The sequence below is a fragment of the Bradyrhizobium lablabi genome, assembly GCF_900141755.1.
In the GTDB taxonomy this organism is placed as follows: domain Bacteria; phylum Pseudomonadota; class Alphaproteobacteria; order Rhizobiales; family Xanthobacteraceae; genus Bradyrhizobium; species Bradyrhizobium lablabi_A.
In genome coordinates this window covers 4,947,743-4,973,434 of sequence record NZ_LT670844.1, presented here as the reverse complement: position 1 = coordinate 4,973,434, position 25,692 = coordinate 4,947,743, and the positions used below count along the sequence as shown (strand labels likewise).

Annotated in this window: 24 protein-coding genes; 11 read left to right on the top strand and 13 right to left on the bottom strand. The window is 62.5% G+C overall.

The genetic code is table 11. The features are described from left to right. Positions 1-143: 143 nt before the first annotated feature. The 3 genes from B5526_RS23095 to B5526_RS23085 are packed head-to-tail and all read right to left on the bottom strand — an operon-like array spanning position 144 to position 3,327. A complete protein-coding gene (locus B5526_RS23095; RefSeq protein WP_079541959.1) occupies positions 144-1,049 on the bottom strand; it encodes a transporter substrate-binding domain-containing protein in 906 nt (301 codons plus the stop codon). A 59-nt stretch (positions 1,050-1,108) separates the two neighbouring features. Then, positions 1,109-2,440, bottom strand: a complete 1,332-nt coding sequence (locus B5526_RS23090; protein WP_079541957.1) for an aspartate aminotransferase family protein — start codon at positions 2,438-2,440, stop codon at positions 1,109-1,111. After that, a complete protein-coding gene (locus tag B5526_RS23085; protein WP_079541949.1) occupies positions 2,437-3,327 on the bottom strand; it encodes a MurR/RpiR family transcriptional regulator in 891 nt (296 codons plus the stop codon). The genes B5526_RS23090 and B5526_RS23085 overlap by 4 nt, the downstream gene beginning before the upstream one ends. A 239-nt stretch (positions 3,328-3,566) precedes the next feature. Between B5526_RS23085 and hemA the strand changes: the two genes are divergently transcribed. Further along, entirely contained in the window at positions 3,567-4,796 is a 1,230-nt protein-coding gene (hemA, locus tag B5526_RS23080; protein ID WP_079541947.1) for a 5-aminolevulinate synthase, read from the top strand. A 136-nt stretch (positions 4,797-4,932) separates the two neighbouring features. Then, positions 4,933-8,442 carry a PAS domain-containing hybrid sensor histidine kinase/response regulator gene (locus tag B5526_RS23075; protein ID WP_079541944.1) on the top strand — a complete coding sequence of 1,170 codons (3,510 nt, stop codon included), beginning with the start codon at positions 4,933-4,935 and terminating at the stop codon, positions 8,440-8,442. 178 nt (positions 8,443-8,620) lie between these two features. On the opposite strand, the gene B5526_RS23070 is transcribed toward B5526_RS23075, so the two are convergent. Continuing rightward, complete coding sequence (locus B5526_RS23070) at positions 8,621-9,295, bottom strand: response regulator (RefSeq protein WP_079545213.1); 675 nt, start codon at positions 9,293-9,295, stop codon at positions 8,621-8,623. A gap of 359 nt (positions 9,296-9,654) precedes the next feature. Here B5526_RS23070 and B5526_RS23065 point away from each other — a divergent pair, with 359 nt between their 5' ends. Further along, on the top strand, positions 9,655-11,319 hold the full coding sequence (locus B5526_RS23065; RefSeq protein ID WP_079541942.1) for an MFS transporter: 1,665 nt from the start codon (positions 9,655-9,657) through the stop codon (positions 11,317-11,319). Positions 11,320-11,400: 81 nt separating this feature from the next. Here B5526_RS23065 and B5526_RS23060 read toward each other — a convergent pair whose 3' ends face one another. The 4 genes from B5526_RS23060 to B5526_RS23045 all read right to left on the bottom strand — a co-directional run bounded on the left by B5526_RS23060 (position 11,401) and on the right by B5526_RS23045 (position 13,860). Further along, a complete protein-coding gene (locus tag B5526_RS23060; RefSeq protein ID WP_244562035.1) occupies positions 11,401-11,862 on the bottom strand; it encodes a secondary thiamine-phosphate synthase enzyme YjbQ in 462 nt (153 codons plus the stop codon). A gap of 161 nt (positions 11,863-12,023) precedes the next feature. Next, positions 12,024-12,545, bottom strand: coding sequence for a hypothetical protein (locus tag B5526_RS23055; protein ID WP_154071402.1), 522 nt, complete (start codon positions 12,543-12,545; stop codon positions 12,024-12,026). Positions 12,546-12,590: 45 nt separating this feature from the next. Beyond that, positions 12,591-13,214 (bottom strand): 2-hydroxychromene-2-carboxylate isomerase, encoded by a 624-nt coding sequence (locus B5526_RS23050; protein WP_079541938.1) that lies wholly within the window; start codon positions 13,212-13,214, stop codon positions 12,591-12,593. Positions 13,215-13,317: 103 nt separating this feature from the next. Beyond that, positions 13,318-13,860: a cytochrome b gene (locus B5526_RS23045; RefSeq protein ID WP_197688361.1), complete on the bottom strand. Its 543-nt coding sequence runs from the start codon at positions 13,858-13,860 to the stop codon at positions 13,318-13,320. A gap of 368 nt (positions 13,861-14,228) precedes the next feature. On the opposite strand from B5526_RS23045, the gene B5526_RS23040 reads away from it, so the two are divergent. The 5 genes from B5526_RS23040 to B5526_RS23020 all read left to right on the top strand — a co-directional run bounded on the left by B5526_RS23040 (position 14,229) and on the right by B5526_RS23020 (position 16,782). Next, a complete protein-coding gene (locus B5526_RS23040; RefSeq protein ID WP_079541935.1) occupies positions 14,229-14,606 on the top strand; it encodes an AtpZ/AtpI family protein in 378 nt (125 codons plus the stop codon). Positions 14,607-14,682: 76 nt separating this feature from the next. After that, entirely contained in the window at positions 14,683-15,435 is a 753-nt protein-coding gene (locus B5526_RS23035) for a F0F1 ATP synthase subunit A (RefSeq protein ID WP_079541933.1), read from the top strand. Positions 15,436-15,475: 40 nt separating this feature from the next. Further along, a complete protein-coding gene (locus B5526_RS23030) occupies positions 15,476-15,703 on the top strand; it encodes a F0F1 ATP synthase subunit C (protein WP_079541931.1) in 228 nt (75 codons plus the stop codon). 29 nt (positions 15,704-15,732) lie between these two features. Continuing rightward, positions 15,733-16,290, top strand: coding sequence for a F0F1 ATP synthase subunit B' (locus B5526_RS23025; protein WP_079541928.1), 558 nt, complete (start codon positions 15,733-15,735; stop codon positions 16,288-16,290). Positions 16,291-16,296: 6 nt separating this feature from the next. Next, positions 16,297-16,782: an ATP F0F1 synthase subunit B gene (locus tag B5526_RS23020; protein ID WP_079541926.1), complete on the top strand. Its 486-nt coding sequence runs from the start codon at positions 16,297-16,299 to the stop codon at positions 16,780-16,782. Between the two features lie 70 nt (positions 16,783-16,852). On the opposite strand, the gene B5526_RS23015 is transcribed toward B5526_RS23020, so the two are convergent. The 4 genes from B5526_RS23015 to thrC form a co-directional block, all read right to left on the bottom strand. After that, on the bottom strand, positions 16,853-17,434 hold the full coding sequence (locus tag B5526_RS23015) for a hypothetical protein (protein ID WP_172842089.1): 582 nt from the start codon (positions 17,432-17,434) through the stop codon (positions 16,853-16,855). 196 nt (positions 17,435-17,630) lie between these two features. Then, the gene (locus tag B5526_RS23010; RefSeq protein ID WP_079541921.1) at positions 17,631-18,218 is read right to left on the bottom strand and encodes a GNAT family N-acetyltransferase; all 588 of its coding nucleotides are present in this window, start codon (positions 18,216-18,218) and stop codon (positions 17,631-17,633) included. Between the two features lie 52 nt (positions 18,219-18,270). Beyond that, on the bottom strand, positions 18,271-19,560 hold the full coding sequence (locus B5526_RS23005) for a M16 family metallopeptidase (RefSeq protein ID WP_079541919.1): 1,290 nt from the start codon (positions 19,558-19,560) through the stop codon (positions 18,271-18,273). After that, positions 19,557-20,975 carry a threonine synthase gene (thrC, locus tag B5526_RS23000; RefSeq protein ID WP_079545209.1) on the bottom strand — a complete coding sequence of 473 codons (1,419 nt, stop codon included), beginning with the start codon at positions 20,973-20,975 and terminating at the stop codon, positions 19,557-19,559. The genes B5526_RS23005 and thrC overlap by 4 nt, the downstream gene beginning before the upstream one ends. 1,198 nt (positions 20,976-22,173) lie before the next feature. On the opposite strand from thrC, the gene B5526_RS22995 reads away from it, so the two are divergent. Genes B5526_RS22995 through B5526_RS22985 form a run of 3 tightly spaced genes read left to right on the top strand, consistent with a single transcriptional unit; the run spans position 22,174 to position 25,369 of the window. Further along, complete coding sequence (locus B5526_RS22995) at positions 22,174-23,409, top strand: PAS domain-containing sensor histidine kinase (RefSeq protein WP_079541917.1); 1,236 nt, start codon at positions 22,174-22,176, stop codon at positions 23,407-23,409. Continuing rightward, positions 23,406-23,855 (top strand): response regulator, encoded by a 450-nt coding sequence (locus tag B5526_RS22990; protein WP_079541915.1) that lies wholly within the window; start codon positions 23,406-23,408, stop codon positions 23,853-23,855. The genes B5526_RS22995 and B5526_RS22990 overlap by 4 nt, the downstream gene beginning before the upstream one ends. Continuing rightward, on the top strand, positions 23,852-25,369 hold the full coding sequence (locus B5526_RS22985; RefSeq protein WP_079541913.1) for a sensor histidine kinase: 1,518 nt from the start codon (positions 23,852-23,854) through the stop codon (positions 25,367-25,369). The genes B5526_RS22990 and B5526_RS22985 overlap by 4 nt, the downstream gene beginning before the upstream one ends. An 11-nt stretch (positions 25,370-25,380) precedes the next feature. Here B5526_RS22985 and B5526_RS22980 read toward each other — a convergent pair whose 3' ends face one another. Next, the gene (locus B5526_RS22980; protein WP_079541911.1) at positions 25,381-25,689 is read right to left on the bottom strand and encodes a hypothetical protein; all 309 of its coding nucleotides are present in this window, start codon (positions 25,687-25,689) and stop codon (positions 25,381-25,383) included. Positions 25,690-25,692: the final 3 nt, after the last annotated feature.

Here is a 25,692-nt window from a genome sequence, read left to right as displayed (position 1 = left end):
GCGACAGCGCGAATCCGGGTGAGGGGGAGTCTCCGCATACGTTCTGGTTCCGCGTTCGTGGAGACAGCCCCTCACCCCAACCCTCTCCCCGCGAAGAGCGGGGAGAGGGAGAAAGGATAGGTCGACGCTCCGCCTCTTACCGGTCATTGGCCGTTCGCCTTGTCGCTCGGGACCTTGACCAATTCCTTGAGCTTGTCGGATTGGGGGAAATTCAAATTGATGTTCTTCGGCGGGATCGGGCTTTCGAACCATTTGGCGTAGAGCTTGTCGTAGAGGCCCGACTTCATCGCTTCCGTCAGCGCATCATCGACCAGCTTTTTGAACTCGGGATCCCCCTTCGACATCATCACGCCGTAGGGATCGCTCGGGAACGCATCGGCAAGAAACGCGAAATTGTCGGGAGCTGCCGAAGTCGCCTTCAGCCCGGCGAGAAGGATATCGTCCTCCATGAAGGCCGAGGCACGGCCGGTGTCGACGAGGAGGAAGGATTCGGCGTGATCCTTGCCCTGCAGGATCTTCATGCCGAGGCCTTTATCGGTGTTGAGCTTGGCGACGAACTGCGCCGTGTTGGTGCCCTGGGTCACGGCGACCGTCTTGCCTTTCAGATCGTCGGTCGTCTTCAAGCCAGACGACTTCAGCGCGATCCATTTGAACTGCGGCGCATAGAAAATCACGGAGTAAGCGACCTCCTGCTGGCGCGCTATGGTATTGGCGGTCGAACCACATTCGATATCGACGGTCCCGTTCTTGACGAGGGGGATCCGGTTCGATGAATTGACGGCCTGGTAGGCTGTCTTCAGGTCGGGCAAGCCGAGCCTCGCCTTCACCTTGGCAACGACGAGACTGCAGAGATCGAGCGAGAAGCCGATCGGCTTTTGATTGTCATCCAGATAGGAAAACGGCACCGAGGAGTCGCGGTTGCCGATCGTGATCGTGCCGGCATCCTTGATTTTCTGTAAGGCCGGACCGAGGCTTTGCGCCGAAGCGAGTGGCGGGCTGAAAGCAAGCAGAAGACATGAGGCCACAAGGCCCCTGACGAGTTTCGTCATGGTGATCCTATCCCTCTTCCAAAGTTCCGCCTCTCGGCCGGCGCGCTTCCACGCCGGCTTCAGCTGACCGATGCGACCGCCGCATCGACTGCATCGCCGAGACGTTCGACGATCATATCCACCTGCTCCCTGTTCACGATGAACGGCGGAGCGAGCAGAACATGGTCTCCCCGGACGCCGTCGATCGTGCCACCCATCGGGTAGACCATCAGGCCGCGCGCCATCGCTTCGCGCTTGATCAGCGCGTTCAGCTTCAACTCGGGAGCAAAGGGCTGTTTGGTGTCGCCATCGGAAACCAGCTCGACGCCGCGGAACAGGCCGCGTCCGCGGATGTCGCCGACGTGATGGTGGTTGGCAAAGCGCTCTTCCAGGCGCCGCTGCAGATGGCCGCCCATGGCGACCACATTGGCAAGCAGGCCGTCGCGGCGAATCACCTCCTGCACTGCGAGGCCTGCGGCGGCGGCCATCGGATGACCCATATAAGTGTGGCCGTGCTGGAAGAAGCCTGAGCCCCCGGAGAAGGCGTCGTAGATCTGCTTGCTGAGCAAGACCGCCCCGACCGGCTGATAGCCGCCGCCGAGTCCCTTGGCGATCGCAATCAAGTCAGGGGCGATGCCATCCTGTTCGCAGGCGTGCAGCGTCCCGGTGCGGCCCATGCCGCACATCACCTCGTCGAGAATGAGCAGCACGCCGTAACGATCGCAAATCGCGCGGATCCGCTTGAAATAATCGGCGACCGGCGGCACCGCGCCCAAGGTCGCGCCGACGACGGTCTCCGCCACGAAGGCGATGACCTGATCGGATCCGAGTTCGAGGATCTTGTCCTCCAGCGCCTGGGCGGCACGCGCCGCATAGGTGGCATCGCTCTCGCCCGCCTCCTGCTGGCGATAGGCATAGCAGGGGTCGATATGGTGGGTTTCGATCAGCAGCGGGCGAAACTGCGCGCGGCGCCATTCATTGCCGCCGGCTGCGAGCGCTCCCAGCGTGTTGCCATGATAGCTTTGACGCCGTGCGATGATGTGCCGGCGCTGGCTCTCGCCTTTCTCGACAAAATACTGCCGGGCCATCTTCAGCGCCGCCTCGATTGCCTCCGATCCGCCGCTCACCAGATAGACATGGTCGAGGCCCGGCGGGGCATCCTCGACCAGACGATCCGCCAGTCTCTCGGCGATCTCGGTCGTGAAGAAGCCGGTATGCGCATAGGCAAGGGTATCGAGCTGGCGGTGGAGTGCCGCGAGCACGTCCGGGTGACCGTGACCGAGACAGGACACCGCCGCGCCGCCGGATGCATCGAGGTAGCTCTTGCCATTGCGGTCGAACAGTTCGATGCCTTTGCCGCCGACTGCGACCGGCATCACGGCATTCGCGGAGCGGTGAAGAATATGGGTCATGACGGTTTCTTGCCGCCTCTCGGCTTGAGATGGGTATTGAGCGCCGCCAGGTGCTCGTCGGTGTGCCGGAGCGTGGCGAGCGCCTCGTCGCCACCGCGCCCGGCGATGACGGCGCCAAGCACTTCGGCAACCGCAAAGGCCGGCGACATGGCGTGAAAGAATGAGGGGCTGTCGGTCGGAACGACGACGGCATGCTGCGCAATCTGCGCCAGCGGCGCGACCTCGCTGTCCGTGATGGCGACGACGGCCATCCCCTGCTCGACGGCGTATTCCGCCAATTCCACGGTCAGGCGCGTATACGGCAGCACGCTTGCGACAAGGAGAACATCGCGGCTGGTGGCCCTTGCGAGCACATCGGCCCCGGTTGCCGCAATCCCGTCGATGTGGACCGAGCGGTCACCGACCAGCGTCAGCACATAGTGAAGATGCCAGGCGATCGAATGGCTCGATCGCAATCCGAGGCAGTAGATCCGCCGCGCTGAAGCGAGCGTCTTGGCCGCGGCGACAAGACGCTCGAGGCTGACAGCGGTTGCGAGGCGCTCGATCTGGCCGGCGATCGACGTCAACATGTCGGCGGCCAGCGCCTTGTCGCCTTTCAGCTTCTGGCTGACGAGTTGGACGCCGGCCTTGCCGGCGAAACCGAGATCACCCTCGCGCACCGCCGCGGCATAGAGCTCGCGCACGTCGTCATAGCCGTCCATGCCGAGATGCTTGGCAAGGCGGGTCATGGTCGCGGGCTGTACGCCTGCCTGGCGCGCTTGCTCGCGCATCGACAGCAGGGCCACGTCGCGAGGCCGGTCGAGCACGTATCGGGCACCGGCCTGAAGCTGGACCGACATGGTGTCGAACGCCTTAATGATCTGCTCGGTCAACGGGCCCTGATCCATGCCCGATCTTAACCATCAGCGCCAAATATGCAACAGATGTTTCACAAACCCGTAAATTAATCCATTTGGATCGTTCCGGCGCGTCCGACCCTGTGCGTAGGCAGGATCGGATTGCTAGATGGGCGCACCAAAACTTGATCCCGATCAACACCTTGTTTCCTCCTCGACATTAATGATGGAAACGCTCTAAAAAGGGCTCGCGCCGCCCCCCGGCCTCACGCTTCGTTCCAGGTCTTGCGATGGATTACAGCCAATTCTTCAGTGCCGCCCTTAACCGCCTGCATGACGAGCGGCGTTATCGCGTGTTTGCCGATCTCGAGCGCATCGCCGGACGGTTCCCCCACGCGGTCTGGCATTCGGCGAAGGGGCCGCAGAACGTCGTGATCTGGTGCTCCAACGACTATCTCGGCATGGGCCAGCACCCCAAGGTGGTCGGCGCCATGGTAGAGACCGCGACCCGCGTCGGCACCGGCGCCGGCGGCACCCGCAACATCGCCGGCACCCATCATCCGCTGGTCCAGCTCGAGCAGGAACTGGCCGACCTGCACGGCAAGCAAGCTTCGCTGCTGTTCACCTCAGGCTATGTCTCGAACCAGACCGGCATTGCGACCATCGGCAAGTTGATTCCGAACTGCCTGATCCTGTCGGATGCGCTCAACCACAATTCGATGATCGAAGGCATCCGCCAGTCCGGCTGCGAGCGCCAGGTGTTCCGCCACAGCGACATGGCGCATCTGGAGGAGTTGCTGCGCGCCGCGGGGCCAGACCGGCCAAAACTGATCGCCTGCGAGAGCCTTTATTCGATGGACGGCGATATCGCGCCGCTCGCAAAGATCTGCGATCTCGCCGAGCGTTATGGCGCGATGACCTATGTCGATGAGGTTCACGCGGTCGGCATGTATGGCCCGCGCGGCGGCGGCATCGCCGAGCGCGACGGCGTCATGCATCGCATCGATATTCTCGAAGGCACGCTTGCGAAAGCGTTCGGGTGCCTCGGCGGCTATATCGCCGCCAGCTCCGATATCATCGACGCGGTGCGCTCCTATGCGCCCGGTTTCATCTTCACCACCGCGCTGCCGCCGGCGATCTGTTCGGCGGCGACGGCTGCGATCCGGCACCTCAAAATCTCGAACTGGGAGCGCGAGCGCCACCAGGATCGCGCCGCCCGGGTCAAGGCGATCCTGACCGCCGCCGGCCTGCCTGTCATGTCGAGCGACACCCATATCGTGCCGCTGTTCGTCGGCGACCCCGAAAAGTGCAAGCGGGCCTGCGATATCCTGCTCGAAGAGCATCATATCTATATCCAGCCGATCAACTATCCGACGGTCGCAAAAGGCACCGAGCGGCTGCGCATCACGCCCTCGCCCTATCACGACGACGGCCTGATCGATCAGCTTGCCGAAGCGCTGGTGCTGGTCTGGGAACGTCTCGGCCTGCCGTTGCACCAGAAATCGCTGGCGGCCGAGTAGCGTTAACCCCGAAATCCCGCTCTTGGACGGCGGCGCACAATGCGTTGCCGGTCCAATCCGGCTATACTCCTTAATGCAGCGACTTCTGTCGCGGCGCCGATCAAGGCGCGCCTAACGTTTAACGGAGTAAGCAGCGATGCTGCACGACTGGGCCGTGATTGCGGCCGCGTTCGGCTACATCGGGTTCCTGTTCCTGGTGGCGAGCTATGGCGACCGCCTCTCGCCGATGCAGCGCGGCCGCGCCAGTGCGTTCATCTATCCCTTGTCGCTGGCGATCTATTGCACCTCCTGGACCTTCTTCGGCTCGGTCGGATTTGCCACCCGCACCAGCGTCGACTTTCTCGCGATCTATGTCGGCCCGATCCTGATGATCGGGCTCTGCATGCCGCTGCTCCGCCGCGTGATTCAATTGGCGAAATCGCAGAACATCACCTCGATCGCCGACTTCATCGCGGCGCGCTACGGCAAGAGCCAGGCGGTTGCCGCAACCGTGGCGCTGATCGCGATCATCGGATCGGTTCCCTATATCGCGCTGCAGCTCAAGGCGGTGGCTTCCTCGCTTGAAACCATTCTGAGCGAAGACCAGCACTTCTCCCACATTCCCATCATCGGCGACATCGCACTGATGGTCACGCTGGCGATGGCGGTATTCGCGGTGCTGTTCGGGACCCGCCAGACCGACGCGACCGAACATCAGCACGGCCTGATGCTGGCGGTCGCCACCGAATCCATCGTCAAGCTGGTGGCGTTCATCACCGCCGGCGCCTTCGTCACGTTCTGGATGTTCACGCCGGTCGAATTGATCGAGCGCGCGATGAAGACCCCGGAAGCGGTGCGCGCCATCAACTACGTGCCGTCGATCGGCAATTTCCTCACCATGGTGCTGTTGTCGTTCTGCGCGGTCGTGCTGGTGCCGCGCCAGTTTCACGTCAGCGTGGTGGAGAATTCCTCGGATGCCGAAGTGAGCCGGGCGCGCTGGCTGTTTCCGCTCTATCTGATCGCCATCAATCTGTTCGTGATTCCGATCGCGCTCGCTGGGTTAATCACCTTCCCGTTCGGCGCGGTCGACAGCGACATGTACGTGCTGGCGCTGCCGATCGAGGCAAACGCGCCGCTGCTCAGCGTCGGCGTCTTTGTCGGCGGCCTGTCGGCGGCGACCGCCATGGTGATCGTCGAATGCGTCGCGCTTTCGATCATGGTTTCCAACGATATCGTGGTGCCGCTGGTGCTGCAGCGCGGCGCGCAATCGCGTGCCGGCCAGAAGGACTTTGGCGACTTCCTGCTAAGAGTTCGGCGCTTTGCGATTTTCGCCATCATGGTGATGGCGTATTTTTACTATCGTGCGCTCGGCAACACGCAATTGGCGGCGATCGGCCTGTTGTCGTTCGCGGCGATCGCCCAGCTCGCGCCGGCGTTTTTCGGCGGCCTCGTCTGGCGCAACGCCACCGCGCGCGGGGCTATCGGCGGCATGCTGGTCGGCGGCGCGGTGTGGGCCTACACGCTGTTTATGCCGAGCTTTCTCGACGGCAACACCGCCGGGTTGATGATGTTGCAGCACGGCCCGTTCGGCATCGAGGCGCTGCGTCCGCAGGCGCTGTTCGGCGCCGATCTGCCGCCGCTGCTGCATGGCGTATTGTGGTCGCTCTCGCTCAACCTGCTGACCTATGTCGTGCTGTCGCTGGCGCGCCAGCCATCCGCGATCGAACGGTTGCAGGCCGACCTGTTCGTGCCGAGCGCGCTGGCGCCGATGGCGCCGACCTTCCGGCGCTGGCGCACCACCGTGACGGTGCAGGACATCCAGAGCACGGTAGCGCAGTATCTCGGCCCCGAACGCGCCCGGCTTTCGTTCGAGGCATTTGCCACCCAGCACCGCACCAGCCTCGAGCCTGGAGCGCCGGCCGATTTCGAGCTGCTGCAGCATGCCGAGCACCTGATCGCGTCCTCGATCGGGGCGGCGTCCTCGCGGCTCGTGATGTCGCTATTGCTGCGCAAGCGGACCGTCTCCGCCAAGGCCGCGCTGAAGCTGCTGGATGATTCGCACGCCGCGCTGCATTTCAATCGCGAGATGCTGCAGACCGCCTTGAACCATGTGCGGCAGGGCATCGCGGTGTTCGATGCGGATCTGCAGCTGATCTGCTCCAACCGTCAATTCGGCGAAATTTTGGGACTTCCGCCGCACCTCGTGCAAATCGGAATTCCGCTCAGGGAGATCCTTGAATTCATGGGCGCCATCAGTCCGCCGGGCTTCGGCGACAGCGAAGCGCTGATGGAAATGCGGCTTAACGCCTACACCACCGAAGGCGAGCCCTATCTGGAACGGCTGCCGGACCGTCACATGGTGATCGAAGTACGCACCAACCGGATGCCCGGCGGCGGCCTCGTCATCACCTTCACCGACGTCACCCCCTCCTTTGAGGCGGCCGAGGCACTGGAACGCGCCAATGCCACGCTGGAGAAACGGGTGCGCGACCGCACCGAGGAGCTGACGCGGCTGAACTCTGAACTGGCGCTGGCCAAGAGCACCGCGGAAGATGCTAACATCTCGAAGACGCGTTTTCTCGCCGCCGCCAGCCACGACATCTTGCAGCCTTTGAACGCGGCGCGGCTCTATGTGACGAGCCTGGTCGAACGCCAATCCGGCGGCGAAGACTCCCGGCTGGTCGAGAACATCAACGATTCCTTGGAAGCGATCGAGGAAATCCTCGGCGCGCTCCTGGACATCTCGCGGCTCGATGCCGGCGCGATGTCGACCGCGATCACGAGCTTCAAGATGAGCGACCTGATGCGGTCGCTGGAGATCGAATTCGCGCCGATCGCGCGCGCCAAGGGATTGAAGCTGGCCTTCGTGCCCTGTTCGCTGCCGGTGGAATCCGATCGTCTGCTGCTGCGGCGGTTGTTGCAGAACCTGATCTCCAACGCCATCAAATATACCCCGCACGGCCGCGTGCTGGTCGGCTGCCGGCGCCGCGGCCAATCACTGCAGATCGGCGTCTACGACACCGGCGTCGGCATTCCCGTGCAGAAGCGCGGCGAGATCTTCAAGGAGTTTCATCGCCTCGAACAGGGCGCGCGGATCGCGCGCGGCCTAGGGCTCGGGCTATCGATCGTCGAGCGGCTGGCGCGCGTCCTCAACCACGGCATCGCGATCGCCTCCAATGCCAGCGGCGGCTCGGCTTTCTCGGTCACGGTACCGACCGCGAAAGCGATCAACTATACCGCGGCCGTCACTACCGCGACGCCGTTGTCGCGGACGCCGATGAGCGGCTCGATGATCGTTTGCATCGAGAATGATGCGGCGATCCTGGACGGCATGAGGACATTGCTGACCGCCTGGGACGCCGAGGTCATCGCGGTCGCCGACCCAGACGCCGCCATCGAGGCGATCGAGGCGTCTGGCACGGAAGTGACCGGCCTGCTGGTCGACTATCATCTCGACCGCGGCAACGGCGTCGCCGCCATCCGCGACATCCGCCGTCGTTTTGGGGAAAACATTCCGGCGATCCTGATCACCGCCGATCGCAGCCCGCATGTGCGCGCCGCCGCCCGCGAGGAGAACATCGCGGTCCTCAACAAGCCGGTCAAACCGGCGTCGCTGCGGGCGTTGCTCGGGCAGTGGCGGACGCAGCAGATGGTGGCGGCGGAGTAGGGACTGTGCTTCTCCCTCGCCCCGCTCTTCGCGGGGAGAGGGTTGGGGTGAGGGGCTGCTATTCGCGAATACGGAAGCACAACGCATACGGAGCGTCCCCCTCACCCGGATTCGCGCTATCGCGCGAATCCGACCTCTCCCCGCAAGCGGGGCGAGGTGAACCGACCATCAAGCGTTACTACGCCGGCGGCGTGCCTTGCCGCCATTGGCCGCCGGCGATTTTCGCGGCCGCGATCACGGCTTGCGTCCGGCTCTCGACCCCGAGCTTTTGCAGGATCGCCGAGACGTGGGCCTTGATGGTTGCTTCCGAGACGCCGAGCTCATAGGCGATCTGCTTGTTGAGCAGCCCCTGCGACAGCATCATCAAGACCCTCACCTGCTGCGGCGTGAGCGTCACCAGCCGGTCGCGCAGCCGTGTCATGTCCGGATCGGCAGCCGAAGAGAGATCGGTATCCGGCGGCACCCAGACATCGCCGTCCATCACCTTCGCGACCGCGTCGCGCAGCGTCTCGACCCCGAACCGCTTCGGGATGAAGCCGGAGGCGCCGAAATCCAGCGACCTGCGGATGGTGCCGACATCGTCGCTGGCGGATACGATGACGACCGGGATCGCCGGATATTGCGCGCGCAGATAGATCAGCCCCGAGAAGCCCGAGATCCCCGGCATGGCCAGATCGAGCAGGATCAGATCGACCTCGGAATCCTGTTCGAGCAGCGCGGTCAAATCCTCGAACGATCCCGCTTCGTCGATCGTCGCCGAGGTCACGACGCTTGCCACCGCCTGCCGCAACGCGTCGCGGAACAGCGGATGGTCATCGGCAATGACGAGGCGGGTGTTGGCAGCGGCAGTCATCAATCTCTTGCAAAACGGTTGCGGCAAACCCGTGACCGCTTTGTGGGGCCTGCCAAGCGAGTTTTTCAAGGTAATTGTCGTCTGCCGGGCGAGCGCTTGCAAGCACGCAATATCGCCTTCGCGCGAAGCGGTTAACCCGGTTTGTGCGTCGCAATAGGTCGGATCGCCAGGCATCGATCGCGCGGGAACGCGCGTCGTGTCCTCGCCACATAGCTTCATGATATAGCGGAGCGGGCCAAAAGTCTTATTGGGAGAGGTTTCACGGCGATGTTACCGTGAGGCGAAGCCCATGGGTCAACCCGGCAAAGTCCGGTGCATGGGACACGCTTTGCATCAACGATCCCGGGGAGCGATCCAAAATGTCCACAATGGTTGCAGCGCCAGCTAGAACAGGCGGCATGACGAACGACGAACGTTTCGTCATTCTCGCTTCATCGCTCGGTACCGTTTTCGAATGGTATGATTTCTATCTTTACGGATCGCTCGCCCCCATTATCGGCGCGCAATTCTTCTCGGCCTATCCGCCGGGAACCCGCGATATCTTCGCGCTGCTGGCGTTTGCCGCCGGCTTCCTGGTGCGCCCGTTCGGCGCCATCGTTTTCGGACGGATCGGCGACATCGTCGGACGCAAATACACCTTCCTCGTCACCATCATGATCATGGGTCTGTCGACCTTCATCGTCGGCCTGTTGCCCAACGCGGCGACGATCGGCTTTGCCGCGCCGGTGATTTTGATTGCCTTGCGCCTGGCGCAAGGTCTGGCACTCGGCGGCGAGTATGGCGGAGCCGCGACCTATGTGGCGGAGCACGCGCCGCAGGGCAAACGCGGCTATTACACCTCGTTCATCCAGACCACGGCGACGCTCGGCCTGTTCCTGTCGTTGCTGGTGATCCTGTTCACCCGCACCGCGATCGGCGAAGCTGATTTCGCCGCCTGGGGCTGGCGTGTTCCCTTCCTGGTGTCGGTCGTCCTGCTGGGCTTATCGGTCTGGATTCGGCTGCGGCTGAACGAATCGCCGGTGTTCCAGAAGATGAAGGACGAGGGCAAAAGCTCAAAGGCCCCGCTGACCGAAGCTTTTGCCAACTGGAGCAACGGCAAGATCGTCCTGCTCGCGCTGCTCGGCGGCACCATGGGCCAGGGCGTGGTGTGGTACACTGGCCAGTTTTACGCGCTGTTCTTCCTGCAATCGATCTTGAAGGTCGACGGCTATACGGCGAACCTCCTGATCGCATGGTCGCTCCTGTTCGGCACCGGCTTCTTCATCGTGTTCGGCGCGCTGTCGGACAAGATCGGCCGCAAGCCGATCATCCTTTCCGGTTGCCTGATCGCGGCGCTGACGTTCTTCCCGATCTTCCGGTTGATCACGACCAACGCCAACCCGGCGCTGGAAAAGGCGATCGAAGCGGGCAAGGTCGTGGTCGTCGCCGATCCCGCACTCTGCGGCGATCTGTTCAACCCGGTCGGCACCCGCGTGTTCACAGCACCCTGCGACACCGCCCGTGCCTTCCTGGCGTCGTCGTCGGTCAAGTATACGACCAGCTACGGCCCTGCAGGCTCCGGCGTGAAGGTGATGGTGAATGACAAGGAAGTGCCCTACGCCGATGCGAAAGCCGGTAACCCGGCCATCGCCGCAGCGGTTGCCGCGGCGGGCTATCCCAAAGCGGGCGACGCCGGCATCGTGAAGATGTCGAACCCGTTCGACATCTTCCGTCCGCAGGTCGCGGCAATCATCGGCCTGTTGTTCATCCTGGTGATCTTCGTCACCATGGTGTACGGCCCGATCGCGGCGATGCTGGTCGAACTGTTCCCGACCAAGATCCGCTACACCTCGATGTCGCTGCCCTACCACATCGGCAACGGCTGGTTCGGCGGATTGTTGCCCGCGACCGCGTTCGCGATCGTGGCCTCGACCGGCGATATCTACGCAGGCCTGTGGTATCCGATCATCTTCGCATCGATCACCGCGGTGGTCGGCTTCCTGTTCCTGCCGGAAACCAAGGACGTCGACATCAGGTCGAACTGACGGTTTTGCCGGCGGCGACAACCGCCGGCGTTGCTACATCAGATCGCCGGCCGCGGGACACGTTCCGCGGCCGGTTTTGTTTTAAGTGGTCCCCAAAAATTGCAGCACGATCTCGCGGCGATGCGGACGCGAGCGATGCTCGATCAGGTAGATCGCCTGCCAGGTACCCAGCGCGAGTTCACCTTTCAGCACGGGGACATGGAGCGAGCTCGCCGTCAGCATGGTCTTGACATGCGCGGGCATGTCGTCGGGACCCTCGGTGTCGTGGCGCCATCCGGCGTGCTCCGGCGCGAGGCGATCGAGCGCCGTCGTCAGATCCGCGAGCACGGTGGGATCGGCGTTCTCCTGGATCGTTAGCGACGCCGAGGTATGGCGGATGAACAGCGTCACCGCGCCCTCACGCGCGCCGGCGTCACGGACAAATTTCGCGACCTCGGCGGTAAGATCGACAAAACCACGCCCGGGCGTCTGGATCGTGAGCAGCGAGGTCACGATGCTGGCTGCGCTGACAGTGGATAGTGGAGAGCGCGAGGTCGGAGTCACGATTTATCTCTCTATACGTCGTCCCTGCGAAAGCAGGACCCATACGCCGTGCTGGCGCAATTTGGCGCTGGTGCTAGACGGCTTTCCAACAACTCACTGCGGTGGCTATCGGTCCCTGCTTTCCGCAGGGACGACGCGCGGAAGCGTCCAACAACGCCGTGTCAAATCTTCCCCGAGACATCCTTCTGCACGCGGTTGGCCATGTCCAACAGCCGCCGCCACGCCTGCTCGAGGAACGACATCATGCGGTCCATGTCGCGGTCGCTCGGCAGCGGGATTTCGATTTTGCGCTCGCCCTCGGCGATCTTCGGCTCGGGCTTTTTCAAGGAGTCGGTTTTCGGCAGCGGCTCGTCGATCTTTCCGGTCACCGTCGGTTCGCGCGCCGCGAGTTGGGCTTTCAGCTTTTCGTTGTCGGCCTGCAGCCGGCCGATTTCGGTATCGAGCGCGGCGCGCTCGTCGGGCACGGCATAGCAGGCCCAGCCGGTGCCGTTGTTGCTGCAGGTCGAGACCGCACCGGTGCGGGTATCGAGCCTGATCACGCCGTCATTGACCTCCGCCAGCGCGTAGCGGCCGTTCTCGGTGTCCGCAGTCGATTCCGCTAGCGCGGCGCCAAGTCCGCCGAGACAGAAAGCGATCGCGGCGGCCGCGACGGAAGTGGAGAATTTCGAGGGCGATATCATCATGGGATTGCTCCGCCTCAAAACCGGTAACGTAGCCCCCATCCGATCTTACACCTGCGAGCGATAGGGCGCACGGCCGGACTTCAACGCGTCCGCGAGCAATTCGATCCGGTCCTGTCCCCAGAATACCTCGCCGTCGAGCACATAGACCGGCGAGCCGAACACATCGGCCGCCAGCGCATCCTGCCGGTTTTGCTCATAGGCCGCGCTGATCTCGTCCGAGCCCGAACGCTCGACCAGCGCTTTGCCGGGCAGCCCGGCATCGTCAGCGATTTTCGCAAGCGTCGCCGGGTCGGCCAGATTGAGCTGGTCTTCCCACACCGCCGGGAAGGCGCGGCGCAGAAACGGATCGGGATCGTGACCCGCCTCGAGCGCCGCGATCACCACGCCGTCGGCGAGCCGCGCATTGAACGGCCAATTCGCCGGCTGAAGGTGAAACTTAAGGCCGCGCTTGTCGCGCCAGCGCTGCAGCTCGACCATCCGGTAACGCTGCCGCACCGGATGGCGCTTCAGTAACGGCAAACCACCGGTCTCCGAGAACAGATCGACCAGCACCACCGGCTTGTGGTTGATTTTGATATCGTAGGTGGCCGCGATGTCCCGGAACATTTTGTGCCCGATATAGGCCCACGGCGATTGCAGCGAAAAATAATAATCGACCTGACGTGACATGCGGCCTCCGGGGAGAAAGGATATCGGCATCCATCCCAACAGAGCCGCTCACGTGATGCAAGATCGATCCTGAACATAGGTCCGCAAAGCCAGCGGGATCATTTCAACGGCGCCCGAACCACATCCGGCGGAACAGCCCGTCCATTCTGACAAAGTGGTGATAGAGCGCGGCAACGACGTGCAGGATGACAAAACCGGCCAGCAGCAGCGCGAAATAGCCATGCGCCACGAAGCTTGGATAGGCGTCAAAGCTCGGCGGCAGCGGCTCGCCGGTTCCCTGAAACACGCTTCGATTGAGCCCGGCCAAGATCGCCGTGGCAAGCCCGCTCCCGGCCATCAGCAAGACCAGCATGTAAAATGCATAATGGGTGACCGGCGCGATCCGGTCCAGGGCGGGATAGCCCGTGGTCGCATCGGCGGGCTTGCGCGTGCAGGTGCGGACGATGAAACGGATGACCATGAGCGCCAGGATCGACATTCCGACCGCCATATGGATCCGCAAAATATCGATCTTGTCCGGATCGGTATTAGGCATCGCCTCGAGCTTGAAAAAGCCGATGCCCAACATGGCGACGATCAGGACGGCCACCAGCCAGTGCAAGATCACCAGCAGCGGATGAAAGCGCGACACGAGGGAAGTTTGCATTCACGTCTCCGCTGCCGCCCGCTCCAGGGCGGCGAAATATTTCTGCCGGCCGTAATTGGCGCCATGAGTCCTCAAAACCGTGTCGGGCGTGCTGTGCATATAATCCCATAACCATTTGGTTATGAATTAGTCAAGAGCGAGGAAAACACGGCACCGGAGATTCGCCGATCATGCGCGCGGCTGTTGCACTGCGTGATCGCGTCACCGCGGGATCACGTTAGCGCGAAGAAAATGAACTGAATCAACGCAGTAGATGGTTATGACGCAATCTTGACTCGGTTAAACGCGGTCAGTATGGTCCGCGCGGCTTTTGAGGGTGACGGGGCGTCATTTCCATCAACGCAAGCTTCGTTTCGGGTCTCTGCAGCATGGCTGAAGGCACGAAAGACAGCGGAAATGGAAGTCGCGATAAATCGCCTGACGAAGCTGCGCTTTCCGCAAGGCTCGGAAGTCTGGATCACCGGTTGTCCGCAATTCGGGACGGCCGAAAAATCGGGACTGACCCGTCCGGAAACGAGCAGGACGCGGCTCAGGCCAAGGCATCCGCCATGGCTGTCGGGCTTCGCCTCTCCTCCGAACTGGTCGCCGGCGTTCTTGTCGGAGCGGCTCTCGGTTGGGGTTTCGATCGCTTGCTGTCGACCTCGCCCTGGGGCCTCATCGTATTCTTGCTGCTTGGCTTTGTCGCCGGCGTGATCAATGTGATGCGGGCGGCGGGCGTGATGGCGAAGCAGTCCGAGCGGCTCTGACGCGTGCATTTCGATGCGCAACTGAACGTTCGATATGATCCGCGAGAAATCGCGAAACCGATAGACTGAGACAAGAATGGCCGCCGATCCGATTCATCAGTTCGAAATCCACAAGCTCTTCACCATCGGTCACATTGGCGGACAGGAAATCGCGTTCACCAATTCGTCGGCCTATATGTTCGCTTCGGTCGCGGTGATCTCGCTGCTGATGATCGGCGGCTCCGCCGGACGGCAGCTTGTTCCCGGCCGCATTCAGTCGATGGCCGAGCTGAGCTACGAATTCGTGGCGGGCGTCATCAGAAGCACCGCCGGCTCGGAAGGCATGAAGTTCTTCCCGCTGGTGTTCTCGCTGTTCATGTTCATCATGGTCTCGAACTTGGTCGGGATCATTCCATACCAATTCACCATTGCCAGCCATCTCATCGTCACAGCCGCGCTGGCGTTTTTGGTATTCTTCACCGTGCTGTTCTACGGCCTCTACAAAAACGGCCTGAAATTCTTCAAACTGTTCGTGCCGTCCGGCGTGCCGATCTACATCTTTCCGCTGGTCGTGTTCATCGAGGTGATATCATTCTTCCTGAGGCCGGTTTCTCATTCGGTACGCCTGTTCGCGAATATGCTGGCAGGCCACATCGCGCTGAAAGTGTTCGCGAGCTTCGTCACCATGCTCGCGGCTTTCGGCATCGTCGGCTGGTTCGGCGCGGTATTGCCGCTGGGCCTGACCATAGCGCTGACCGCGCTCGAACTGCTGGTCGCGTTCCTTCAGGCCTACGTCTTCGCCATCCTTACCTGCATCTACCTCAACGATGCTATCCATCCGGGCCACTGATCAGGCCGGTCTCACCAAACCTCAACAAGGAGTTCGTTTCATGGATCCGATTGCCGCGAAGTACATTGGCGCTGGTATTGCCTGCATTGGCATGGGTGGCGCCGGCGCCGGCGTGGGCATCATCTTCGGCAACTATCTCGCCGCCGCGGTGCGCAATCCGTCCGCAGCCCAGGGCCAGTTCGCCAACTTGATCTTTGGCTTCGCCGTGACCGAAGCGCTCGGCATCTTCTCGCTGCTGATCGCGCTGCTGCTATTGTTCGCGCTCTGACACAGATAAAGCCGATACAGGAGTAGCCCGTGGCTGAAAGTCATGGCGACGCCAAGGGCGCGACAGCCCACACCGAGGCAGAGGGCGGCCACAAGGCCCCGTTTCCGCCGTTTGAGAAGGACACGTTTGCTTCTCAGCTGGTGTCGCTCGCAATCGCGTTCGTCGCGCTCTATCTGATCGTCTCGCGAGTTGCGCTGCCGCGCGTCGGCGGCGTGCTCGACGCGCGTCAGAAGGCGGTCGAGAGCGATCTGGCCGCGGCGCAGAAGCTTCGGGAAGAGACCGACGCGGCGCTGAAAGCCTATGAAGGTGAGCTCGCGGCGGCGCGTGCCCGGGCGCAGGCGATCGGCGCCGAGACCCGCGAAAAGCTCAACGCGGCCTCCGACGCCGAGCGCAAGACGCTGGAAGAGCGGCTGACGCACAAGCTGGTCGAAGCCGAGAAAACCATCGCCGCGACGCGCGAAGCGGCGATGAGCAACGTCCGCAACATTGCCGCGGAGGCGGCCGCCGCGATCGTGCAGCGGCTCACCGGCATAGTCCCCGACGGCAAATCGGTGGAAGGCGCCGTTGACGCGTCCTTGAAGGGATAACAAAGAATGTTCGCCGAACCGGAATTCTGGGTCGCCGTCGCCTTCGTCATCCTGATGGGCGTGTTCGCCTATTTCGGCATCCACCGCACGGTGCTCACCGCGCTCGATCATCGCAGCGACCGTATCAAGGCCGAGTTCGACGACGCGCGCCGCCTGAAGGAAGAGGCGGCAAAATTGCTGGCCGAATATCAGGCCCGCCGCGAGAGCGCCGAGCGTGAGGCCCAAGACATCATTGCCTCGGCGAAGGCCGATGCCGAGCGCATCGCGGCGGAAGCCAAGACCAAGATGGAAGATTTTGTCGCCCGGCGCACCAAGACCGCCGAGAGCAAGATCGCGCTCGCCGAAGCCCAGGCGCTGGCCGACGTCCGCGCCGCCGCCGCCGAAGCCGCGGTGACCGCTGCCTCGAACATCCTGTCGCAATCGGTCAAGGGCCCGGTCGCTGACGAACTGCTCGCCAAGGGCATTGCCGAGGTTCGCGAAAAGCTGAACTGACGGTCCCCCGGGGGTAAAAACAACAGCCGGCGCGAAATGATCGCGCCGGCTTTTTGTTTCGACACCGGCGCTACTTCTTTTTCTTCGCGGGTTTAGCCGGCCGCTCCGGCGCCAGCGCCTGCGGATCGAAGCCGATATAGAAGATGTAGCTGTCGCCGGTCGCGCCCGGCGGCACCGGATAGACCACGTCCTCCGCCACCAGGCTGAACGGCACGCTGTCGGAATCCATCGACACCGTGGTGTGGTAGACTTTTGTGGTGATGGTCTGTTCGTGAATGCCGCCCTGCACCACGGCGACGCGAAGCGGGATTTCGACCGTCGGCGGATTTCCGGCCGGCCCCGCGATGACGCGGCCGAGAATGCCGATGCGGGCCGTGATCTGGTCGCCAGTCTGCCGGCAATCGCGCGAGGTGCGGGTGATCGTCGCCTGAAAGCGCACATCGTCGCCGACCGGCTGCTTGCCGGGCGCGGCCACCGCGTAGGTCGACGCACCGGCGCGAATGGCCACAGACGGGCAGTTCAGATCCGGCTGGCTTTCGGGGCCCGGGGCCGGAGCCGCAGTCCCCTCCTGGGCGGGTTGGTCCGAACCGCCGCCGAACAAACTCTTGAAGCGATCGGTAATCGACTGCGACGACGCCGGCGAGGAAAACATGCTGCAACATAGTCCAAGTGATACCACGGCCAATATCGCGCTTCTGGAAGACCTGCTCGACCGAGCAGCCCTCGTTATCACAGCTTCGTCACCCATCGATGTCCCTGGCACCCTTTCGGTTTCTCACCCCGGACGGCTTATAACAGCGCAATGGCGGCGAACCCAAGGCGCGCTGCACAATCTTAAGGCTTAAGAGTTAGCCGCGAAAATCCTCATGCAGCAGGCCGAACAGCAGATGATCCTGCCAGACGCCGTTGATGCAGAGATAGCGCCGCGCCAGCCCCTCGCGGGCAAAACCGCATTTCTCCAGCACCCGGATCGAAGGCCCATTGGAAGGGATACAGGCGGCCTCGATGCGGTGCAGATTGAGCTCGCCGAACAAAGACGGCAACAGCACCCGCAGCGCCGCCGTCATGTAACCGCGATGCGCATGCGGCTGGCCGACCCAATAGCCGATGGTGCCGGCCTGCACGATGCCGCGGCGCACATTTGCCAATGTGACGCCGCCGATCATCGCCCCATCGATCTCGCGAAACACGATGAACGGATAGGAGCGGTCGGCGGCGATGTCCTCGGCATAGCGGCGCAGGCGCCGCCGGAAGCCGGAGCGGGTCAAATCGTCGGACGGCCAGATCGGCTCCCACGGCGTCAGATATTCGCGGCTCGATTCGCGCAAATGCGTCCATTGCAGGAAATCCGACATCTGCGGGGCGCGCAGCAACAGGCCATGGCCGCGCGGGGCGAGCGCCGCCGGTCCGCTGGATGGAAGCCGAAACAGGGCCATCTTGTTTACTCTCCGCTGCCCGAACCCTTAAACGCCAAGGACGCCGCCGCCTCTAATGCAGGCGCGCCTTGGCCTTCGACCGGGTCAATCCTTCCGCAAAAGACACCGCCGTGTCCAGACCCCTTCCGCTGCCAAGCGCCACCACGGCCGGCCGGCTGCGCGACAAAAGGCCCCGCGCGGCGTTCCGGGTCGATTCGACGCTGACGGCATCGATCCGGGCAACCAGCTCTTCCACCGTCAGAGGGCGCCCATAGGCCAGCACGTGGCGGGCAAGCTGTTCGGCGCGCGAGCTGCAGCTCTCCAGCGCCATCAGAAGCCCGGCCTTCATCTGCGCCTTGGCGCGCGCGATCTCGGCTTCGGTCAGGGTTTCGACCGCGTCATTGATGACGTCGACGATCACCTCCATCATTTCGGGCGCGTCGCCGGGGTCGGTGCCGGTATAGAGCCCGAAAAACCCGGTGTCGGTATAGGGCGCGTGGAAGGTGTAGATCGAATAGCACAAACCGCGCTTCTCCCGCACTTCCTGGAACAGCCGCGACGACATCCCGCCACCGAGCGTGTTGGTGAAGACCTGCAAGGAAAATAACGACAAATCGGTCTGCGGCACGCCCTCAAGCGCCAGCGTCAGATGCGCCTGTTCGAGCTCGCGATGCACCACGCGCGAGCCGCCCTTGCCGAACATCGCCGCTTGCGGCTTCGGCGCGGGCGTGCCCTCAAAACTCGCAAACCGCCGCGTCACCTCCTCGACCACCCGCTGGTGATCGACCGCGCCGGCGGCTGCCACCACCATGTCCGGGCCGCGATAATGCGTCGAGAGGTAGCCGCGCAGGGTGTCGCGGTTAAAACCCTTCAGAGTCTTTGCGGTCCCGAGCAACGAGCGGCCCATCGGCTGATCCGGGTAGCACAATTCGTTGAGATGCTCGAACACGACGTCGTCGGGCGTGTCCTGCGCCGCGCCGATTTCCTGGACGATGACGTTCTTCTCGCGCTCCAGTTCGTCCGGCACGAACGAGGGATTGGTGAGAATATCGGACAGCACATCGAGCGCCAAGGGCACGTCGGCCTTCATCACCCGGGCATAATAGGCGGTGGTCTCGGTCGAGGTGCCGGCATTGAGATCGCCGCCGACTGCCTCGATCTCCTCGACGATTTCGCGCGAAGAGCGCCGCGTGGTGCCCTTGAACGCCATGTGTTCCAGGAGATGCGAGATGCCGTGCTCGTTCGGCTTTTCGTCGCGGCCGCCGACGCCGGCCCACACCCCGAGCGCCGCGGTTTCCAGATGCGGCATGGTGTCGGTGATCACCGTGAGACCTGAGGGAAGCTTGGTGACATCGACGCTCATCCGGCAACTCCTTGCTTCGCGGCGCGGCTGACCGCGCGCACGAATTGTTCGACTTCGACTTGATCGTTCTTCATGATTTTGATGTGCTCTTGTTTTGTCATCAGGCCCTCGAGCCAGGCCGGCAATTGCGGGCGCACGCCGCAGGCCGCCTCCACCGCGTCGGGAAATTTCGCCGGATGCGCGGTGGACAGGACGATGTTGGGGATCTTCGAGTCCGAAGTGTCGCGATCGGCGACCGCGAGCGCTACCGCGGTATGGGGATCGACGAGATCGCCGGCCTCGCGCCAGGCGGCGCGGATCGCGGCAGCGGTCTCGGTCTCGTCAGCGCGCCCAGCGTCAAATTCCTCGCGGATAGCGGCCAGCGTCGCATCCGGCAATACGAAACGTCCGGATTGCTTGAGCGATGCCATCAGCCTTCGAACCGTGCCGGCGTCCCGCCGGCCGGCCTCGAACAACAGCCGCTCGAAATTCGAGGAGACCTGGATGTCCATCGAGGGCGAAGCGGACGCGTGCACCTCGCGCACTTCATAGATGCCGGTCTTCAGCGTGCGCGGCAGGATGTCGTTGACGTTGGCGGCGATCCGCAGCCAGCGGATCGGCAGCCCCATGCGCTTTGCCACGAAGCCTGCAAAAATGTCGCCGAAATTCCCGGTCGGCACGGTGAAGTCCACCGTCCGCGCCGGCGAGCCGAGCGCGACCGCAGACGTGAAATAATACACCACCTGCGCGACGATCCGCGCCCAGTTGATCGAGTTGACGCCTGAGAGCGAAACCGAATCGCGAAAACCGTGATGATTGAACATGCCCTTCACGATCGCCTGGCAATCATCGAACGTGCCTTCGATGGCGAGCGCGTGGACATTGGATGCGCCTGACGTCGTCATCATCCGCCGCTGCACGTCGGAAATGCGGCCGTGCGGAAACAGCACGATCAGGTCGACATTTTCGAGCCCGGAAAACGCTTCGACCGCGGCGCCGCCGGTATCGCCTGAGGTCGCGACCACGATGGTGGTGCGTTGCGCGCGCTGCGCCAGCACATGATCCATCAGCCGCGAGATCAACTGCATCGCGACGTCCTTGAACGCCAAGGTCGGCCCGTGAAACAGCTCCAGCAAGAACTCGTTGGGCCCGATCTGGTCCAGCGGAACCACCGCCGGATGGCGGAACGTCGCATAGGCCTCGTTCGCCATCCGCCCGAGATCGGCGTCGGAAATTTCGCCGCCGACAAACGGGCGGATCACATCGACCGCGACTTCCCAATAGGGCCGGCCGAAGAATCCGGCGATGGTCTCGGACGAAAGTTGCGGCCAGGCTTCGGGCACGTAGAGGCCGCCGTCGCGGGCAAGCCCGGTCAGCATGACGTCGCAGAAACCCAAGGCCGGGGCCTCACCCCTCGTTGAAATGTACCGAGTCAAACCGCCCTCCAAAGGCTTAGGTCGAGCTCTAAGCCTTTGATATTGGTTGATAATCCAAGTTTGCCGATGGCAAAGCCGCGCGGCACCATAAAGCGTTTTCAACCGAAGGGGAAATGCCGGAATAGTCAAAAGACCCGCTTCCGGCGCGGGTCCGCGATCCCGCGGCACGATATGCCCGGGTGATGCATGAACTGTCCGCCCAAGAGGGCGTGGGGAATGCCGGGCGCCGATGCACCCGCAGCCGCGCGTGTAGTGTAGTAACACGCGCGTTAGTCACCACAGGTCCACCGGAACAACCCGGCATTCCCGCACGCAATGGTTTTAACGGCTTCCTTCGTGCTCTCCCCGGCGATCGGGCTTTCTTGTCACCGTCGCCTGCGGATAAAGGTCTTGTCCGCCCGGTCGGGCTCGCAACACCACCGCAGACTTGACGCCGGCGTCGAGGCGTCAGGACCACACGATTTTGCCGTCCGCGAAAGCGCCGTTCGTCTGCGCACACCCTGATCGCTCACAGGCCTCATCGGCCCGCCCTGAAATCAAACCGTGCGCGGGCACTGCCGCGTCCACCGCATCCCGTTCCAACGTCCGTGACGATCGCGATACGCCCCTCAAAGCGGGACGGGATGGCGAGGGATATAGAGGTGATTTGGGGTGGCGGGAAACGGGAATCTTTTTTCGGAGAGGACTGGACAGGGCAAATCAGTTTGATCGCAAAGGAGAATTTTTTCTCAATCGGAATTCCGCCGGGGCGGCCCCGACCGACTGACCGCGCTGATCAAGGGCGTAGCTCTCCCTACGCGCGCGACATCAGCCCGATTTCAAGTGGCGGGCGGAGCGTGAATCCTATACCGTAATCCCGTCGAAGAATACGCGCCGAAGATTGTGACCAGCCGTCGCTGGCGGCTTGCGGGGCTGCTGCGGGCCAGGACCCGTGACGCTATAGGCACCGGCTCGGGGGCGATCGGGGATTGATGCCGGCGATACGGCGGCTGCCGGAGCGAGGGATCCTCGGATGGAGCGATCGGCCCACACCCTTCATGAGGACGCCGCGTTGGTCCTTTGCCGGAGCCGCCATGGAACGCGTGAGGATCCGCGGTGTCCTGACGGGGTGGGACCACAGTTACATTCTGACATCGCTTGGCCACTGCGTTGCGCCCGCTCCCGGCAGAGCCAGAGCCATCGGTAGCAAAGTGTCACGATGACCGAGCTTGCGGAAGGACCAACCCATGTCGGAGTGAGGCGCAACTTGGCGTACTGGAACCAAGAATTTCAGAGAATCCACTCACCGATCCTGCGCTACGGCTTTGCAGTCGTTTCCGTCGCGATCGCGCTTGGGGTGGCGTTCGCGTTGCAATATTACCAGTTCCGAGACGTGGAGCTGCCGGTTCTTACGGTGGCCATCGCCTTCACCACTTGGTATGCAGGAGCCGGGCCTTCCGTGCTGGCCGTTCTATTGTCCTCGGCCTGCTTTGCCTACTTCTTTGCGGAGCCCATCTATTCCTTCTACATTTCCCGTAGAGATCTACCTTATTTTTTCGTTTTCGTCGCATGGTCGGTCATCGTTGCCTCGTTCAGCGCCGTCCGACGCCGAATCGAGGACAGCCTTCGCCAAGCGCGCGACAACCTTCAGGTCGAAGTGGAACAGCGCAGGCACCGAGAGGACGAAATTCGCAAACTCAATCGGGAACTCGGCAAACGGGCTGCCGAGCTCGAAGCGAGCAACAAGGAATTGGAATCTTTTGCATATTCCGTCTCCCACGACCTGCGGGCACCACTTCGCCACATGGTCGGGTACTCGGAGCTGCTGCAAAGACAGGCATCGTCGTTGCTCGACGAGAAGAGTCAGCGATTCATACGAACGATTCTCGACTCAGCAAAAAGAATGGGCAACCTGATCGACGACCTGCTGGCGTTTTCCAGGATCGGGCGTGCCGAGACCAGAGAGACGGAGGTGGACCTGGAGCAGCTCGTCAAGGAGGTGGTCGCGGAAATCGGGCAGGACATGAAGAGTCGCGACATTGCTTGGAAGATCGGCGCGCTTCCGGTCTGTTACGGAGACCGTTCCATGCTGAAGCTGGTCGTTGTCAACCTTGTTTCCAACGCCGCTAAATTCACACGCATGCGAAGGCCGGCTGAAATCGAGATTGGCTGTGTGGACTGCAATAAAAATAAAGAAGAAGTCGAGGTGTTCGTGAGGGACAACGGCGCAGGCTTTGACATGCAGTACGTCAACAAGCTGTTCGGCGTCTTTCAACGTCTGCATCTGCCTGAACAGTTTGAAGGCACCGGAATAGGACTGGCCACCGTTCAGCGCATCATCCACCGCCATGGCGGCAAGGTCCGGGGCGAGGGAGCGGTAGATCAAGGCGCGACTTTCTACTTCTCGCTTCCGAAAGCCCAAGATGCAGCGGAGAGGAGGGCGAACGCTCCATGACCACACTGGGACGCATTTTGATCGTCGAGGACGACCCGAACGACGTGGAGCTGACGCTTACGGCGCTGACGGACTATAACCTGGCAAACGAGGTCGTGGTTACCCGCGACGGACAACAAGCCCTGGATTACCTCTACTGCCGGGGGGAATTCAACACGCGCTCCACCGGAAACCCCGCTGTCATGCTGCTCGATCTAAAGCTGCCGAAGGTCGGTGGATTGGAGGTCCTGCAGCAGATCAAGTCCGACGAGCGCCTGAAGATGGTACCCGTGGTGGTGCTGACGTCATCCCATGAGGAGAAGGACATGATGAGAAGCTACAGCCTCGGGGTGAACGCCTATGTCGTAAAGCCGGTCGATTTTCACGAGTTTGTCAACGCGGTGAAGGAACTCGGCGTTTTCTGGGCGGTCATCAACGAGCCGCCGCCGGGCAGCGTGAAGAAGTGACATCTCCTCTTCGGGTTCTGTTGCTGGAGGATAACGCCCATGACGCGGAGCTCATTCAAGCGCTCCTTGAAGCCAATCATTTTGTCTGTGAAGTAACCCGCGTTCAAACGCGCGCCGAGTTCGTCGCCGGTCTTGAGAACGCCGGAATCGACCTCATTCTCGCGGATTACAAACTTCCCTCCTTCGACGGCCTTTCCGCATTGAAGCTTGCGCTCGATGCCCGCGCCGATCTGCCCTTCATCTTCGTTTCCGGGTCGCTCGGCGAAGAAGTGGCGATCGAGGCGGTCAAAACTGGGGCCACGGATTATGTTGTGAAGTCGCGACTGTCGAGGCTGGTGCCCTCCGTGCAACGCGCGCTGCGCGACGCCCGAGAACGCGCCGAACGCAAGAAGGCCGAGGAGGCGTTTCGCCGGAGTGAGACGTATCTGGCGGAGGCGCAGCGATTGAGCAACACCGGGAGCTTCGGCTGGGACCCGGCGAGCGGGAAAATCTACTGGTCCGATGAGACTTATCGGATATTCGAATGCGAGCCAACAACAGAGCCGACCGTGCAGATCGTGCTTGACCGAACTCATCCGGACGACCGGATGCAACTGCGGCAAATCATCGACCGCGCCTCGATCGAGAGGAGCGAGTTTACCGCCGAGCATCGCCTGCTGATGGCCGATGGCTCCGTCAAATACGTTCGAGCCGTGGCTAATCCCTCAACCGGCGAAGATCCCGAGAGTTTCGTCTTCGTCGGGGCGGTAATGGATATTACCGACCGCAAGCGCGCCGAAGAAGAGCGCGAAAGATTGCGCCAGCTCGAGGCGGATCTCGCACATATGAATCGCGTCAGCATGATGGGAGAGCTGGCCGCCTCGCTGGCTCACGAAATCAAGCAGCCGATTGCCGCTGCGGCCCTCAACGGCGAGGCCTGCATGAACTGGCTCCGTCGTGACGCACCCGACGTGACACAAGCATCGAGGGCTGCCTCGGCAATGGTCGCGGCCATGGCGCGCGCCGGCGGCATCATCGACCGCGTTAGCTCGCTCTACAGGCGGGGCACGCCGGAGCGGGAATTGGTCGACCTCAACGAAATCGTTCGAGAGATGAGCGTGTTGCTGGGCCATACGGCGAATCGGAACGCCGTTTCAATCCGCACCGACCTCGATCCGGAGCTTCCGACGACGACAGCAGACCGCGTCCAGCTGCAGCAGGTCTTGATGAACCTCATGCTCAACGGCATCGAGGCGATGCAAGACACATGTGGTGAACTGAGCATCGCATCGAAGAGGACCGAGGATGGTCAATTATTGATTTCGGTGAGTGATACGGGCATCGGGCTTTCGATCGATGAAGCCGAGCGCATTTTCGAGGCATTCTTCACCACGAAACCGCGAGGCACCGGCATGGGACTGTCCATAAGTCGGCGGATCATCGCGTCTCACGGCGGCCATTTGTGGGCGAGCCCCAACACCGGACGGGGTGCGACCTTTCAATTCACGCTGCCCGTCGAGGCGACAGCGTCCTGACCTATGGCCGTCTAACGCGCCGGCAACAGACAGCTGTCGCACGCAAGGCGCCTCCCGGATGAGCATCCGATCAGCGCGAAGAAGAGCAGCGTGAACCACTGGTCGAGACCGGCCGGACTCACGTCGGTCAGATTGAGCTTGCCGAATCGTTCCAGTGTCAGCGCGGAGAGCAACCGCGCCGACATCGTGGTGTTCTCATGAAAGGCGGCCTGGCCGTCAGCGAACGCCATCGGATGGCCGAACGCGAAGCCGAGGTAGATGATGTAGAGCCACAGTCCGGAGGTGGCGATGATCGAAAGCGGAACGGCGCCAAACCTCATATT